Genomic DNA, 13,658 nt, shown 5'->3' with positions numbered 1-13,658 from the left:
GCACGACATGACGACAGGGGAAAAGACCGGCGTCGAGATCGTGGACGCCGAACTGGCGGAGCGCGCTGCGTCCCTCGTCGAGCGGCTGGTCGCCGACCAGGCCGCGTCGAAGCTGGCGGCGCAGGACGCGACGCTCTGGGGGCCGGACGCCGAATCCGAGGCGTCGATCCGGCTGTCGTGGACGACGTTGCACAAGTCGTCGCGGCCGCTGATCGGGGAGATCGAGGCGCTGCGGACCGAGCTGCGGTCCGAGGGCGTCGACCGGGTCGTGCTGGCCGGCATGGGCGGCTCGTCGCTCGCGCCGGAGGTCATCACCGGCACCGACGAGGTCGCGCTGACCGTGCTCGACACGACCGACCCGGGCCAGGTCGCCGACGCTTTGGCGGGCGACCTCGAGCGCACGGTGATCGTGGTGTCGTCGAAGTCGGGCGGCACCGTCGAGACCGACAGCCACCGGCGGATCTTCGCGAAGGCCTTCACCGACGCGGGGATCGACGCGGCGCGGCGGATCGTGGTCGTCACCGACCCGGGCTCGCCGTTCCAGGAACTGTCCGAAAAGGAGGGTTACCGCAAGACCTTCCTCGCCGACCCGCACGTCGGCGGCCGCTACTCGGCGCTGACCGCGTTCGGGCTCGTCCCGGCCGGTCTCGCCGGCGCGGACGTCGCCCGCCTGCTCGACCAGGCCGCTTCGGTGGCCGAAGAGCTGGCCGCGGACTCGGCCGGCAACCCGGCGGTCAAGCTGGCCGCCGCCTGGGCCGCCGCGCACGAAGCGGGCGCCGAGAAGGTCGTCCTCGCGGACACCGGCTCCGGCATCAAGGGCTTCCCGGACTGGGCGGAGCAGCTGATCGCCGAGTCCACCGGCAAGCAGGGCACCGGGCTCCTGCCGGTCGCGGTCGAAAGTTCGGCGGCGCCGGGCTTCGACGACGCGAAGTCCGACGCGACCCCGGTCGCGGTCGGCGGCCCGCAGGGCGCGGCGAAGATCGCCGTCACCGGCTCGCTCGGCGCGCAGTTCCTGCTCTGGGAGTTCGCGACGGCGCTGGCCGGCCGGCTGCTCGGGATCAACCCGTTCGACCAGCCCGACGTCGAAGCGGCCAAGAAGGCGGCCCGCGCGCTGCTGGACGACCCGGAGAAGCTGAAGGGCGGCGAAACGGCGTCCAATGTGGACGGACCGGTCGAGATCTTCGGCAGCGACGGGGTTTCCACGGACGGCAGCCTGACCGACGTGCTCCGCGCGTTCTTCGCTTCGGCGCCGGACGCGGGCTACGTCGCGGTGCAGGCCTACCTCGACCGCCTCGACGACGCGTCGACCGAGCTGCTGCGCGGCGAGATCGCCAAGCGCACCGGGAAGCAGACGACGTTCGGCTGGGGCCCGCGGTTCCTGCACTCCACCGGCCAGTACCACAAGGGCGGCCACCAGAACGGCGTGTTCCTGCAGCTCACCGGCGCCGTCGAGGCCGACCTCGACGTGCCGGAGCGGCCCTACACCCTCGGTCAGCTGCAGCACGCGCAGGCCCTGGGTGACGGGCAGGTGCTCGCCGAGCACGGCCGTCCGGTGCTGCGCCTGCACCTGACCGACCGGGCCGCCGGGCTCGCGGCGGTCGTCCGCGCCGTACAGGAGGTCGACGGATGAGCTGGAAGAACCCGCTGCGCGACCCGCGGGACAAGCGGCTCCCCCGCATCGCCGGGCCATCGAGCCTGGTGATCTTCGGGGTCACCGGCGACCTGGCGCGCAAGAAGCTGATGCCCGCCATCTACGACCTGGCCAACCGCGGGCTGCTGCCCGCCGGCTTCTCGCTCGTCGGGTTCGCCCGCCGCGACTGGGAGCACCAGGACTTCGGCGAGCTCGTGCACGATTCGGTCAAGGAGCACGCGCGGACGCCGTTCAAGGAGTCGGTGTGGAACCGGCTCGCCGAAGGCATCCGGTTCGTGCAGGGCACCTTCGACGACGACGACGCGTTCGACCGGCTCGCGCAGACGGTCAAGGACCTCGACCACGAACGCGGCACCGGCGGCAACACCGCGTTCTACCTGTCGATCCCGCCCGGCGCGTTCCCGGTGGTGACCAAGCAGCTGGCCCGCTCCGGGCTGGCGAACGCCGACGAGAAGACCTGGCGGCGCGTGGTCATCGAGAAGCCCTTCGGCCACGACCTCAAGAGTGCCGAAGAGCTGAACGCGATCGTCAACGACGTCTTCCCCGAGGAGTCGGTGTTCCGCATCGACCACTACCTCGGCAAGGAGACGGTGCAGAACATCCTGGCGCTGCGCTTCGCGAACCAGCTGTTCGAGCCGATCTGGAACGCCAACTACGTCGACCACGTGCAGATCACCATGGCCGAGGACATCGGCCTCGGCGGCCGCGCGGGGTACTACGACGGCATCGGCGCGGCCCGCGACGTCATCCAGAACCACCTGCTGCAGCTGCTGGCCTTCACCGCGATGGAGGAACCCGTCTCGTTCGAGCCGCGGGCCCTGCGCGCGGAGAAGATCAAGGTGCTCTCGGCGACCGGACCGGTCGGGCCACTGAACAACACGACCGCCCGCGGCCAGTACGCGGGCGGCTGGCAGGGCGGCACGAAGGTGCCCGGCCTGCTGCAGGAAGAGGGCTTCGCGAAGGACTCGAAGACCGAAACCTACGCCGCGGTGACACTGGAAGTGCAGAGCCGCCGCTGGGCCGGGGTGCCGTTCTACCTGCGCACCGGCAAGCGGCTCGGCCGCCGCGTCACCGAGATCGCCGTCGTGTTCAAGCGGGCGCCGCACCTGCCGTTCGACTCGACGTCGACCGAGGAGCTGGGGCAGAACGCCCTGGTCATCCGGGTCCAGCCGGACGAGGGCATCACGCTGCGGTTCGGTTCGAAGGTGCCGGGGACCACGATGGAGGTCCGCGACGTCACGATGGACTTCGGCTACGGGCACGCGTTCACCGAGTCCTCCCCCGAGGCCTACGAGCGCCTGATCCTCGACGTCCTGCTCGGCGAGCCGTCGCTGTTCCCGGTCAACGAAGAGGTCGAGCTCTCCTGGAAGATCCTCGACCCGATCCTGGCGCACTGGGCCAAGGAAGGGTCGCCGGAGCAGTACCCGCCGGGCACATGGGGCCCGCCGTCCGCCGACGAAATGCTGGAGCGCACCGGCCGGAAATGGAGGCGCCCGTGATCATCGACCTGCCGTCCACCACGACTTCGGCACTCAACAAGAAGCTGGTGGAAATCCGCGAACAGGGCGGGCAAGTCGCGCTCGGGCGGGTGCTGACCCTGGTCATCGTGGCCGACGACGACGCCAAGCTCGAAGACGCGATAGAAGCCGCCAACGGCGCGAGCCGCGAGCACCCGTCGCGGGTGATCGTGGTGGCCAAGGGCGCCCGCACGGCGGCGCCGCGCATCGACGGCCAGATCCGGGTCGGCGGCGACGCCGGCGCGAGCGAGGTCATCGTGCTGCGCCTGTACGGCCCGCTGGCCGCGCAGGGCCAGAGCGCGGTGGTGCCGCTGCTGCTGCCGGACGCGCCGATCGTCTGCTGGTGGCCCGGCGCCGGTCCGAAGGACCCGGCGAAGGACCCGCTGGGTGAGCTGGCCCAGCGCCGGATCACCGACTCGGCCGCGGAGAAGAACCCGGTCAAGGCGCTGAGCACGCGCGCGAAGGCGTACACGGCCGGCGACACCGACCTCGCGTGGACCCGGCTGACCCGCTGGCGGGCGCAGCTGGTGTCGGCGCTGGACCTGCCGCCGTTCGAGAAGGTCACGGGCGCGACGGTGACCGGCGAGGCCGACTCGCCGTCGACGGAGCTGCTGGCCGGCTGGCTGGCCGAGTACCTGAAGGTGCCGGTGAAGCGGGTCAAGAGCAGTGGCGCGGCCGGGATCATCTCGGTGACCCTGAACCGCCGGTCGGGTGCGGTGGAGCTGCACCGCCCGGACGGGCGCGTCGGCACGCTGACCCAGCCGGGCCAGCCGACCCGGCGGATCGCGTTGCAGCGCCGGGACAACCAGGACTGCCTGATCGAAGAGCTGCGGCGCCTCGACCCGGACGAGGTGTACGAGACGTCGCTGCACGGGCTTTCGAAGATCACGTCCGGGACCAACGGCAAGACGGGCGCGCCGGCAAAGGCCGACGTCACGTCGCCGGCGGCCGCGGCTGCTGCGTCTGGCTCGAAGAAATGAGCAAGACGGAAGTAGTCGTCTACGCGAACCAGGACCTCCTGGCGGCCGCTGCGGCCGCACGTCTGGTGACGCGCTTGGTGGACGTCCAGGCGGCCAAGGGATCGGCATCGCTGGTGCTGACGGGCGGAGGCACGGGCATCGCGGTGCTGTCGGAGCTGCGGGCATCGTCGGCCCGCGACGCGATCGACTGGTCCCGCCTGGACATCTACTGGGGCGACGAGCGGTTCGTCCCGGCGGATTCGGACGAGCGGAACGAGAAGCAGGCCCGCGAGGCACTGCTCGACCACGTGCCGCTGGACCCTGCCCGGATCCACGCGATGGCGCCTTCGGACGGCAAGTTCGGTTCCGACGTGGACGCCGCGGCGGCGGATTACGCGTCGGTGCTGGCTTCGCAGGCCGGGCCGGAGGACCACGGCGATGTGCCGTCGTTCGACATCATGCTGCTCGGTCTGGGTGGTGAGGGGCACACGGCGTCGGTGTTCCCGGAGTCGCCTGCGGTTTACGAGAACGAGCGGTCGGTTGTGGCGGTGCGGAACTGTCCGAAGCCGCCGCCGACGCGGATTTCGTTGACGCTGCCGGCTATTCGGCGGGCTCGGGATGTCTGGCTGATGACTGCTGGTGAGGCGAAGGCTGATGCGGTGGCGTTGGCTTTGTCCGGGGCTGGGGAAGTCCAGTTGCCGGTAGCCGGGGCTCGCGGGCATCGGCGGACGTTGTGGCTGTTGGATCGGACTGCTGCCGGGAAGCTGACGAAGGTTTATCAGCCGCCTACGGCTTGAGTTTGTCGGGATGGAGGCCTCCTGCTGCGGCAGGGGGCCTTCATTCGTTGGCGCGGGTTCGCCAGTACTCGAGGTTGGCTTCGGTGATCGCGATATTCGGATGATCGAGGCCAAGAACCCGCCGTCGGTCGGCTAGAAGGTCTTGAAGTGCGGCGGCCGCCCCCGCTGGGTCTCCTGCTCGCCCTCGCCAGCTTGCGAGGTTGGCACGGGCCATCAGAGTTTCCGGATTGTCGGGGCCCAGCAACCGGATTCGGTCGGCGACGATCTTCTCGTGGGCGGCAACAGCTCCAGCAGAATCACCAGCATGCCCGCGGTAGCGGGCGAGGTTGGCCCGAGCTGTCAAAGTGTGACGGTCGTCGGGGCCGAGGACCCGGAGCAAGTCAGCCAAAAGTTGTTCAAGATCAGCCACCGCGCCCGCATGATCGCCCGCTCGTCCGCGCCAGTAAGCGATGCCGTGACGACAAGTCAGAGTATTGATGTGGTCCGGTCCCAGGAGCCGAACCGAGTCCAAGGTGACTTCTTCGTAGGCCGCGACAGCTCCAGCCGGATCGCCGGCATGTCCGTGGTACCTGGCCAGGCTGGTCCGAGTCGCGAGAACGTGTGGGTGATCGGCACCGAGCACCCTGATGCGATTGGCGAGAAGGTGCTCCAAGGCAGCGATGGCTCCCGCCACATCGCCGGCTTCCCCCCGCCAATTGGCGAACAGCTGCTGGCAGGTCATGGTGTCAGCGTGGTCTGGCCCCAAAGTCTCTTCGGCGGCTTCATGCAGCCCACGGAAGTAGGTGGCAGCTCGACTGACCAGGCCACTACGAGCAAGGCTGATACCGGCGTGAAAGAGCGCCGGATGGACTTCGAACGACAGCAGGTGCTTTCGGGCGAGCGAGGCCAGGGTATCGACGTTCGTCCGCAGCACCTGGCCGACCGTGACGTCCCGTTCGATCTCGGGCCACGCTTCCAGCAACGCATCCGCGGCCCCTCTCGCGAGGGCGGGCATCGCCGCGTCCAGGATCTGGTCCTGCACCGCGCGTTGTACCAACGCGTGCACCCGGACCGAGCGCACATTCGAAGCCGGGTCGAAGGTGATCAAGCTCAGCCGGTGCAGGCACGACAATCCATCACGGGCCTGCTCTGGTGTCGCGTCCAGCATCTCCGCGACCGTGTCCGTCGTGAACACCGACAGCGGAATCCCGTTCGGATCGAGCAGAGCCGCGATCTCCAACAAAGGCCGAGCCAGCCCGACCGGATCCAAGCTGTCGGCCAGCTCGATCGAGATGGACCACGTCGTAGCGACCGTCTCCTGGTGACTCCCCAGAGACCGCTGCCGGTCGGTAAACCTCGCCAAGTACTCCCGGCACGACAGCACCCGATCCAGCGCATAGGCCGACGCTTGGGCAAGGGCCAGCGGCAGGAACCCCAACTCGGCAGCGAGTTCATCGGCACCATCGAGCAGGTGCCCGGCGAACGTCGCGGCCAGGTACGCGTGAGCCTCCTCCGGCGTGAACACGTCCACGTCGATGATCCGCCGGTGCCGCCCCCTCAACGCGGCGTCGCGCCGACGGGTCGTGACCAGCACCTGCCCATTCCGCGGCGGCCAGAGGTCGTCGAGATGCCGGGGGTCCTGGAGGTCGTCGAGGACCACCAGCCAAGAGGCCGACGTCGCGCGTAGCCACTCAAGCAGCCTGCGGGCACCTTCTTCCGGGTCGTCGACCGCTCGGCCAGTCACCGCTTCGGCGACCTTCGCGTACGTCGAGACGATCGCTTCGCGCGAGCCCGCCGTCACCCACACCAGGAGGTCGACCCGGCGCTCCGCCCACAGCGTCTCGGCGTAGTTGACCGCCAGCTGCGTCTTGCCGACGCCGCCCAGCCCGGACAGGACCTTCGTCGTCAGCACCACCGCGTCACCGGCCGCTACCGCCGCCACCACCAGCTTCGTCGCCGCGCGGGTTTGGAACGCCGGGGCCGCCGGGGGCATCAGCCCCGCCTGGTACGGCAGCTCGACCGGCTGGCGCGACGGCAGGACGTACGTGTTGTTCAGGTCCCGCCCGGCCTGCTGGACGACCCCGCTCTCGGACGCCGTCGCGTCCTGCGTCAGCCGGGTGGGGTGATGTCCCGGCCCGCCTGCTGGATCGTCGCGTTGCCCGACGCCGTCGCCCGCTGGGTGATCGGAGGTGCGCCGGAAGGCTGCAGCCAGACGCTCACCCCAGCGCTGATCACCGTCAGAACCGCGACCGCCGCCCATGCCCACCAAGCGTCCTTCACGTCGGTGGCGATGTTGATCACCACGCCCAAGCCCGACGTGACGACCGCCGTGCCCAGCGCGCCCACGCCCACGCTTTCCCGCTCACAGTGACTGGGTACGCCCGGCACGCCCCCGGCGTTGCACACCTCAGGCCGTCTTCACCCGGACAGACCAGTTCACCTCGTCCGCCAGCCGCGCTCCAGGTTCCCGAAGATCTCCTCCGCCGCCTTGCGCGGGTTCTCGTGCGTCACGATCAGATCCCGCGACGCCAGCGCGAACCGCGCCAACGACGCGCACGAGACGTCGTCCTCGGGAACACGCAGCTCCACCGCGATCGCCCGGGCGAGCGCGGTCTCGTGGCGCATCCACATGCGGCGGCCGTAGTCGCGCAGCACCGGGGTGCTCTCGATCAGCCGGAGGAACTGGTCGTCCGGGCCGCCGTCGGCGATGTCCTTGAGCACGTACTTGCGCAGCGCGTCCACGACCGTGTGCCCCGGCGGCCGGCCGTGGACCGCCTCCACCAGCGCCGCCTCGATGTCGTCGTCCTGGTCGAACAGCAGCGCTTCCTTGCTCGGGAAGTACTTGAACAACGTCGTCACCGAGACGTCGGCGGCGTCCGCGATCTCCTTCACGCCGACCTCGTCGTACCCGCGCGCCAGGAACAGCTCCAGTGCCGCGTCGGCCAGCGCCTGCCGGGTCTGCGCCTTCTTGCGCTCGCGGCGCCCGATCACTTCGGTCATACCTGGAGTCTATGTGATAGTTGACTCGATTCAAAAGTGTAGTCGTTGCACTTTCTGAGTCACTGTGCTTTTCTGGTGTCAGGCCGCCGGACCCGCCGGCGGCACCGAACTTCCAGGGGGAAGCCATGAACTCCATCGCGATCGTCGGCGCCGGCCTCGGCGGCCTGGCCTGTGCCCGCGTCCTGCAGCTGCACGGCGTCGACGTCACCGTCTTCGAGCAGGAAGCCTCGGCCGCAGCGCGGCCCCAGGGCGGCACGCTCGACATGCACGCCGACACCGGCCAGGTGGCCCTGCGCACCGCCCGCCTCCACGACGAGTTCCGCGCACTGTCCAGGCCGGAGGGCCAGCAGATGCGCGCGCTCGACCCACGCACCGCGGACGTCGTCATGGACGAACTCCCCGCCGAGGGCGACGAGTTCCGCCCCGAGATCGACCGCGGCCAGCTCCGCGGCCTCCTCCTCGACGCCCTCTCCCCCGGCACCGTCCGGTGGGGCCGGCCGATCACCGCGGCCGCCCCCGGCAGCCTGACCTTCGGCGACGGCAGCACGGCGGACTTCGAACTGGTCGTCGGCGCGGACGGCGCGTGGTCCCGCGTCCGCCGCACGCTGACCGGCGTCCGGCCCGAGTACAGCGGCGTCACGTTCGTCGAGTTCGGCCTCGACGACGCCGACCGCCGGCATCCGGAACTGGCCGCGCTCGCCGGCCAGGGCACGATGGTGACCAAGGTCGACGGCCGGGCGCTCTTCGCGCAGCGGACCAGCAGCGGCCACATCCGCTGCTACGCCGTCTTCTACGCGCCCGAGGACTGGGCCACCGGACTCGACTTCGCCGACACCGAAGCGGTGCGGGCGAACCTGCTGACGCGGTTCGCCGGGTGGCACCCGGACGTGCTGCGGCTCCTGCGGGACCAGGACGGCGCCTTCACGCACCGGCCACTGCACGTCCTGCCGGTCCCCCACGCCTGGACGCACACCCCGGGCGTCACGCTGCTCGGCGACGCGGCGCACCTGATGCCGCCGCTCGGGGTCGGCGCGAACCTCGCCCTGCTCGACGGCACCGAGCTCGCCACCGCGCTGGCGACGGCGTCTTCGGTCGATGAGGCCGTGCGCGCCTACGAGACCGGCATGCTGCCACGCTCGATCGAGACCGCGAAGGCGTGCGCGACGGGCCTCGACGACCTGCTGAGCGACGACTTCCGCTCCGCGGCGGCCTGATGACCTAGTGCCGGACGACCACACGTGGGTAACATGATTCCCACGATGTGGTCGGATCAGTGCACGATGGGAAGTACCCCTCTCACGGTGAGTAGCACTCCTCCGTGGCTTTCGCCCGGACGGCCCAGCCGACTACGGAATTCGGACGCCGGAACTCCGACAACGGGTGAAACTTACCGTCTTCGTACGCGACCTCGTTAGCATCCGCACATTTGTCCGTTGCTGCGCGTCCCGATCGGGCCCTGAGCACCTCTCACCAACAAGTCCACAAGACGAATGGGGTCGCCAGCGATGAGTACAGAGGGACTCTCGATTCCAGGCATCTCGATCGCCGGCTCGGGGCCATCGGCCGCCGAGCGGGTGCGCAAGCGCGGACTGAGCCTGTTCGGCTCGGTGCCCCGCCCCGCTGTGGTCACGTTCGCCATCGAGGCGGCCGCGGTCATTCTGGCCGTGCTCGACGTCTGGCTGGTGATCCCCGAGAAGGCCCAGCCCTATTCGATCTGGCTCTCCGGCGCCGCCTGTCTCGCGGTGGTGTTCCGGCGGAAGTTCCCGTTCCTCGCCGTGCTCGTCGCGGTCCCCGGCTTCCTGGCCGGCTGGGCGCAGCTCGCGTCGATGATCACGCTGGGCATGCTCGCCACCCGGCGTCAGCTGCACTGGCAGGTCTGGGTCGGCGCGGCGCTGGTGTGGTGCTGCCGGTTCGTGCAGTGGCCGCTGGAGGACTTCGCCGAGCTCAGCTGGCGGGAGCACATCCTCGACGGCATCTACGGCGTGCTCGTCGCGGGCATGCCCATCGCGATCGGCCTGCTCATCGGGGCGCGGGCCGAGGTTTCGAACAAGCTCGCCGAGCTGGCCACGAGCCGCGACCGCGAGCGCCGCTTCCACGCCGACGCCGTCCGCGCCGAGGAGCGCGCCCGGCTGGCGCGCGAGATGCACGACGTCGTCTCGCACCAGATCACGCTGATCGCGATGCAGGCCGGCGCGCTGCAGGCCCAGACCGCCGACGACCGGGCGCAGGAGACCGCGCAGGTCATCCGGACGCTGTCGAAGCGGACGCTGGAGGAGCTGCGGTCACTGCTGAGCGTGCTGCGCGCGGGCGCCGAGGACGACGGCCCCCGGCCCGGGATCAACGACCTCGACCGGCTGATCCGGACGTCGGAGGTCCCGGTGCACCTGTCGGTGGAGCACCTGCCGGAGGCCCTGCCGAACCAGGTGTCGGCGGCGGCGTACCGGACGGTGCAGGAGTGCCTGACGAACGTCCACAAGCACGCCCCGGGCGCGACGGCGACGATCCGCATCCAGGGTGAGCACGGGGCGCTCAAGATCGAGGTCCGCAACGAGCGCGCCCGCCGGACCGGCGAGGCGCTGCCTTCGGGCGGGCACGGGCTGACCGGGCTCGCCGAGCGGGCGCGCCTGCTGGGTGGAAGCTTCGAGACGTCCGGCATGGCGGACGGCGGGTTCCGCGTCCGGGCCCGCTACCCGCTGGACCGCTGAGGGCGGCCACCGGCCCCCGGTCACCATTTTACCGGCGGGCACCGACGATTTCGGAAGTGCAGGAGCCGCGAGCGGCGGATTCCGGCCCGTGACGGGCCGGAATCCGCTGCTCGCGGCTTTCCCGGCCCGAAACTGTCGGTGGCCGCCGGTAGCGTGGAAAACGGGGGCTGCTCAGGCGCCGAACGCGCGAAAAGCCACCCCGAGGTGTCCCGGGGTGGCTTTTGGCCGGCAACGCTTAGATGATCTCCCGGCGCTGGCGCAGCCGCTCGAGCGCTTCGGCGAGGATGGCCTCGCCGTCGGCGTCGCTGCGGCGCTCCTTCACGTAGGCCAGGTGCGTCTTGTACGGCTCCGTGCGCGGGGCGGCCGGCGGGTTCTTCTCGTCCTGCCCGCCCGGCAGTCCGCAGCGAGGGCAGTCCCACTCGTCCGGGATCTCCGCGTCGAGCGCGAAGGACGGGCGGGCTTCGTGCCCGTTGGCGCACCAGTAGCCGACCCGGCGCCGCGGCGCCGATTCACCTCGTTCCGATTCGCCCGTAGGACCGGCACCCACCCGGGTGCCTCGAATCGCGTTACCGCCAACCATGAATCCTCACACCTAGGAATCGGCGGCGCGCCCCCCAATAGGCACGCCGAATCGCTGCGCCCTGCCGTCTCGACCCGGTCGCGATCGACGACGGGACGCCGGACGCCTCACACCTTGAGCAGCAGACCCAGGCCCACGATGCTGATCAGCCACACCGCGCCCAGCAGCAGGGTGATCCGGTCGAGGTTCTTCTCGGCCACGCTCGACCCGGCCAGGCTGGACTGCATCCCACCGCCGAACAGCGACGACAGGCCACCGCCACGCCCGCGGTGCAGCAGAACCGCCACCACGAGGAAGACGCTGGAGACGATCAACAGGATTTGCAGGAACAGCTTCATGTCATCCTCTGGGCTCTAGGAGAATGCAGGGGCACGGCATGGTCGTTTCCGACCACCACCGTACCCCTGGACTCGTCCACTGCTGTGTGACGGACCGGATACACAGGTTACCCGGTCGTGGCCTCGATCAGGGCAGCGGCCCGCCCGCGGCGAGTGCGCAGAGTTTCGTGAACTCCTCGCCGTCGAGGCTGGCTCCGCCGACCAGGGCACCGTCGATGTTCTCGCAGGCCACCAGCTCGCTGATGTTGCCCGACTTCACCGACCCCCCGTAGAGCACCCGGACGGACGAAGCGACCTCGTCGCCGTACTTCTCCTGGAGGGTGGCCCGGATGGCCTTGCAGACCTCTTCGGCGTCGGCCGACGACGCGACCTTGCCCGTGCCGATCGCCCAGACCGGCTCGTACGCGACGACCACGCCCGAGAGCTGCTCGGCCTTGAGGCCCTTCAGGCCCTCGATCAGCTGCGTCGTGGTGTGGTGGATGTGCTCGCCGGCCTCACGGACCTCGAGCTTCTCCCCGATGCAGAGGATCGGCGTGATGCCGTGCTTGAGCGCGGCCTTGACCTTCTTGTTGACCAGCTCGTCGGACTCGGCGTGGTACTCACGCCGCTCCGAGTGGCCGACGGTGACGAACTTGCAGCCCAGCTTGGCCAGCATCACGCCCGACACGTCGCCGGTGTAGGCGCCGGAGTCCTGCGGCGCGATGTCCTGCGCACCGTAGGTGAGCGAGAGCTTGTCGCCGTCGACCAGGGTCTGCACGCTGCGGATGTCGGTGAACGGCGGCAGCACCGCCACGTCGACCTTCGCGTAGTACTTCTCCGGCAGCGCGAACGCGATCTTCTGGACGAGCGCGATCGCCTCGAGGTGGTTCTGGTTCATCTTCCAGTTGCCGGCGATGAACGGCTTGCGTGCCACTAGTTCTTCCCCTCCAGAGCGGTCACGCCCGGCAGTTCCTTGCCCTCGAGGTACTCCAGCGAGGCGCCGCCGCCGGTGGAGATGTGCGAGAAGCCGTCCTCGGGCAGGCCCAGCTGCCGCACCGCGGCGGCCGAGTCGCCGCCGCCGACCACGGTGAACGCCTCGCTCTTGACGAGCGCCTCGGCCACCGCGCGGGTGCCGCCGGAGAACGCCTCGAACTCGAACACGCCCATCGGGCCGTTCCAGAACACGGTCTGCGCGTCGGCCAGCTTGCTCGCGAACAGCTCACGGCTGCGCGGGCCGATGTCGAGACCCTGGCGGTCGGCCGGGATCGCGGTGGCGTCGACGACCTCGTTCGCCGCGTCGGCGGCGAACTCGGTCGCGGCCAGCACGTCGACCGGCAGGACCAGCTCGACGCCGCGCTTCTCCGCCTCGGCGAGGAAGCCCGACACCTGGTCCAGCTGGTCGGCCTGCAGCAGCGACTGACCGACCTCGTAGCCCTGGGCCTTGAGGAACGTGTACGCCATGCCGCCGCCGATGAGCAGCCGGTCGACCTTGGTCAGCAGGTTCGCGATGACGCCGAGCTTGTCGGACACCTTCGCGCCGCCGAGCACGACCACGTACGGCCGCTTGACGTCGTCGGTCAGCTTCTTCAGCACGTCCAGCTCGGCCAGCACCAGGCCGCCCGCGTACGCCGGGAGCACCGACGCGACCTCGTAGACCGAGGCCTGCTTGCGGTGCACGACGCCGAAGCCGTCGGAGACGAACGCGCCACCCGGGACCAGCGCGCCCAGCTCGGCGGCCAGCTCGGAGCGGTCCACGGCGTCCTTGCTGGTCTCGCGCGCGTCGAAGCGCACGTTCTCCAGCAGGACGACACCGCCGTCGGCCAGGCCGCCGGTCAGCGCCTTCGCGGACTCGCCGACCAGGTCACCGGCCAGCGCGACCTCGGCGCCGAGCAGCTCGGAGAGCCGCTTCGCGACGGGCGCGAGGGTGTACTTCGGGTCCGGCTCGCCCTTCGGGCGGCCGAGGTGCGCGGTGACGACGACCTTGGCGCCCGCGTCGGCGAGCTTCTTGATCGTCGGCAGCGCCGCGCGGACCCGGCCGTCGTCGGTGATGCGGTCCCCGTCGAGCGGGACGTTCAGGTCGCTACGAACGAGCACGTACCGGCCCTGGACGCCCTCGCCCAGCAGGTCGTCGAGGTTCTTGACGGTCATCCGGC

General features: G+C 70.2%; 12 protein-coding genes. 6 read left to right on the top strand and 6 right to left on the bottom strand.

From position 1 onward, the window contains the following. The first annotated feature begins 7 nt into the window (after positions 1–7). Genes M8542_RS07695 through pgl form a run of 4 tightly spaced genes read left to right on the top strand, consistent with a single transcriptional unit; the run spans position 8 to position 4,924 of the window. Positions 8–1,630, top strand: a complete 1,623-nt coding sequence (locus M8542_RS07695; RefSeq protein ID WP_257919326.1) for a phosphoglucose isomerase-related protein — start codon at positions 8–10, stop codon at positions 1,628–1,630. Further along, positions 1,627–3,150, top strand: a complete 1,524-nt coding sequence (gene zwf, locus M8542_RS07690; RefSeq protein WP_257919325.1) for a glucose-6-phosphate dehydrogenase — start codon at positions 1,627–1,629, stop codon at positions 3,148–3,150. The genes M8542_RS07695 and zwf overlap by 4 nt, the downstream gene beginning before the upstream one ends. Continuing rightward, positions 3,147–4,148: a glucose-6-phosphate dehydrogenase assembly protein OpcA gene (opcA, locus tag M8542_RS07685; RefSeq protein ID WP_257919324.1), complete on the top strand. Its 1,002-nt coding sequence runs from the start codon at positions 3,147–3,149 to the stop codon at positions 4,146–4,148. Before zwf ends, opcA begins: the two co-directional genes overlap by 4 nt. Beyond that, on the top strand, positions 4,145–4,924 hold the full coding sequence (gene pgl, locus M8542_RS07680; protein ID WP_257919323.1) for a 6-phosphogluconolactonase: 780 nt from the start codon (positions 4,145–4,147) through the stop codon (positions 4,922–4,924). The genes opcA and pgl overlap by 4 nt, the downstream gene beginning before the upstream one ends. A 40-nt stretch (positions 4,925–4,964) precedes the next feature. Here pgl and M8542_RS07675 read toward each other — a convergent pair whose 3' ends face one another. Together M8542_RS07675 and M8542_RS07670 are read right to left on the bottom strand one after the other, a co-directional pair. Next, entirely contained in the window at positions 4,965–7,163 is a 2,199-nt protein-coding gene (locus M8542_RS07675) for a tetratricopeptide repeat protein (protein WP_257919717.1), read from the bottom strand. A gap of 176 nt (positions 7,164–7,339) precedes the next feature. Further along, positions 7,340–7,903, bottom strand: coding sequence for a TetR/AcrR family transcriptional regulator (locus M8542_RS07670; protein WP_257919322.1), 564 nt, complete (start codon positions 7,901–7,903; stop codon positions 7,340–7,342). Between the two features lie 125 nt (positions 7,904–8,028). On the opposite strand from M8542_RS07670, the gene M8542_RS07665 reads away from it, so the two are divergent. Both M8542_RS07665 and M8542_RS07660 read left to right on the top strand, forming a co-directional pair. After that, on the top strand, positions 8,029–9,117 hold the full coding sequence (locus M8542_RS07665) for an FAD-dependent oxidoreductase (RefSeq protein WP_257919321.1): 1,089 nt from the start codon (positions 8,029–8,031) through the stop codon (positions 9,115–9,117). Positions 9,118–9,408: 291 nt separating this feature from the next. Beyond that, positions 9,409–10,608, top strand: a complete 1,200-nt coding sequence (locus M8542_RS07660; protein ID WP_257919320.1) for a sensor histidine kinase — start codon at positions 9,409–9,411, stop codon at positions 10,606–10,608. Between the two features lie 235 nt (positions 10,609–10,843). Here M8542_RS07660 and M8542_RS07655 read toward each other — a convergent pair whose 3' ends face one another. The 4 genes from M8542_RS07655 to M8542_RS07640 all read right to left on the bottom strand — a co-directional run bounded on the left by M8542_RS07655 (position 10,844) and on the right by M8542_RS07640 (position 13,653). Further along, positions 10,844–11,188 (bottom strand): RNA polymerase-binding protein RbpA, encoded by a 345-nt coding sequence (locus M8542_RS07655; RefSeq protein WP_086671261.1) that lies wholly within the window; start codon positions 11,186–11,188, stop codon positions 10,844–10,846. Positions 11,189–11,295: 107 nt separating this feature from the next. Then, positions 11,296–11,526: a preprotein translocase subunit SecG gene (secG, locus tag M8542_RS07650; RefSeq protein WP_086671259.1), complete on the bottom strand. Its 231-nt coding sequence runs from the start codon at positions 11,524–11,526 to the stop codon at positions 11,296–11,298. Between the two features lie 127 nt (positions 11,527–11,653). Further along, positions 11,654–12,439, bottom strand: a complete 786-nt coding sequence (gene tpiA, locus M8542_RS07645) for a triose-phosphate isomerase (protein WP_257919319.1) — start codon at positions 12,437–12,439, stop codon at positions 11,654–11,656. Beyond that, a complete protein-coding gene (locus M8542_RS07640; RefSeq protein WP_257919318.1) occupies positions 12,439–13,653 on the bottom strand; it encodes a phosphoglycerate kinase in 1,215 nt (404 codons plus the stop codon). Before M8542_RS07640 ends, tpiA begins: the two co-directional genes overlap by 1 nt. Between the last annotated feature and the right edge of the window lie 5 nt (positions 13,654–13,658).

This window comes from Amycolatopsis iheyensis (assembly GCF_024703995.1).
GTDB classification, from domain to species: Bacteria; Actinomycetota; Actinomycetes; order Mycobacteriales; family Pseudonocardiaceae; genus Amycolatopsis; species Amycolatopsis iheyensis.
Note: the sequence above shows the minus strand (reverse complement) of the source record. Positions and strands in the feature narration are given on the sequence as shown.

Coding starts and splice junctions, on each gene's coding strand:
- M8542_RS07695 (WP_257919326.1), top strand. CDS start 8: ATGACGACAGGGGAAAAGACCGGCGTCGAGATCGTGGACGCCGAACTG.
- zwf (WP_257919325.1), top strand. CDS start 1,627: ATGAGCTGGAAGAACCCGCTGCGCGACCCGCGGGACAAGCGGCTCCCC.
- pgl (WP_257919323.1), top strand. CDS start 4,145: ATGAGCAAGACGGAAGTAGTCGTCTACGCGAACCAGGACCTCCTGGCG.
- M8542_RS07675 (WP_257919717.1), bottom strand. CDS start 7,163: ATGGGCGGCGGTCGCGGTTCTGACGGTGATCAGCGCTGGGGTGAGCGT.
- M8542_RS07670 (WP_257919322.1), bottom strand. CDS start 7,903: ATGACCGAAGTGATCGGGCGCCGCGAGCGCAAGAAGGCGCAGACCCGG.
- M8542_RS07665 (WP_257919321.1), top strand. CDS start 8,029: ATGAACTCCATCGCGATCGTCGGCGCCGGCCTCGGCGGCCTGGCCTGT.
- M8542_RS07660 (WP_257919320.1), top strand. CDS start 9,409: ATGAGTACAGAGGGACTCTCGATTCCAGGCATCTCGATCGCCGGCTCG.
- M8542_RS07655 (WP_086671261.1), bottom strand. CDS start 11,188: ATGGTTGGCGGTAACGCGATTCGAGGCACCCGGGTGGGTGCCGGTCCT.
- secG (WP_086671259.1), bottom strand. CDS start 11,526: ATGAAGCTGTTCCTGCAAATCCTGTTGATCGTCTCCAGCGTCTTCCTC.
- M8542_RS07640 (WP_257919318.1), bottom strand. CDS start 13,653: ATGACCGTCAAGAACCTCGACGACCTGCTGGGCGAGGGCGTCCAGGGC.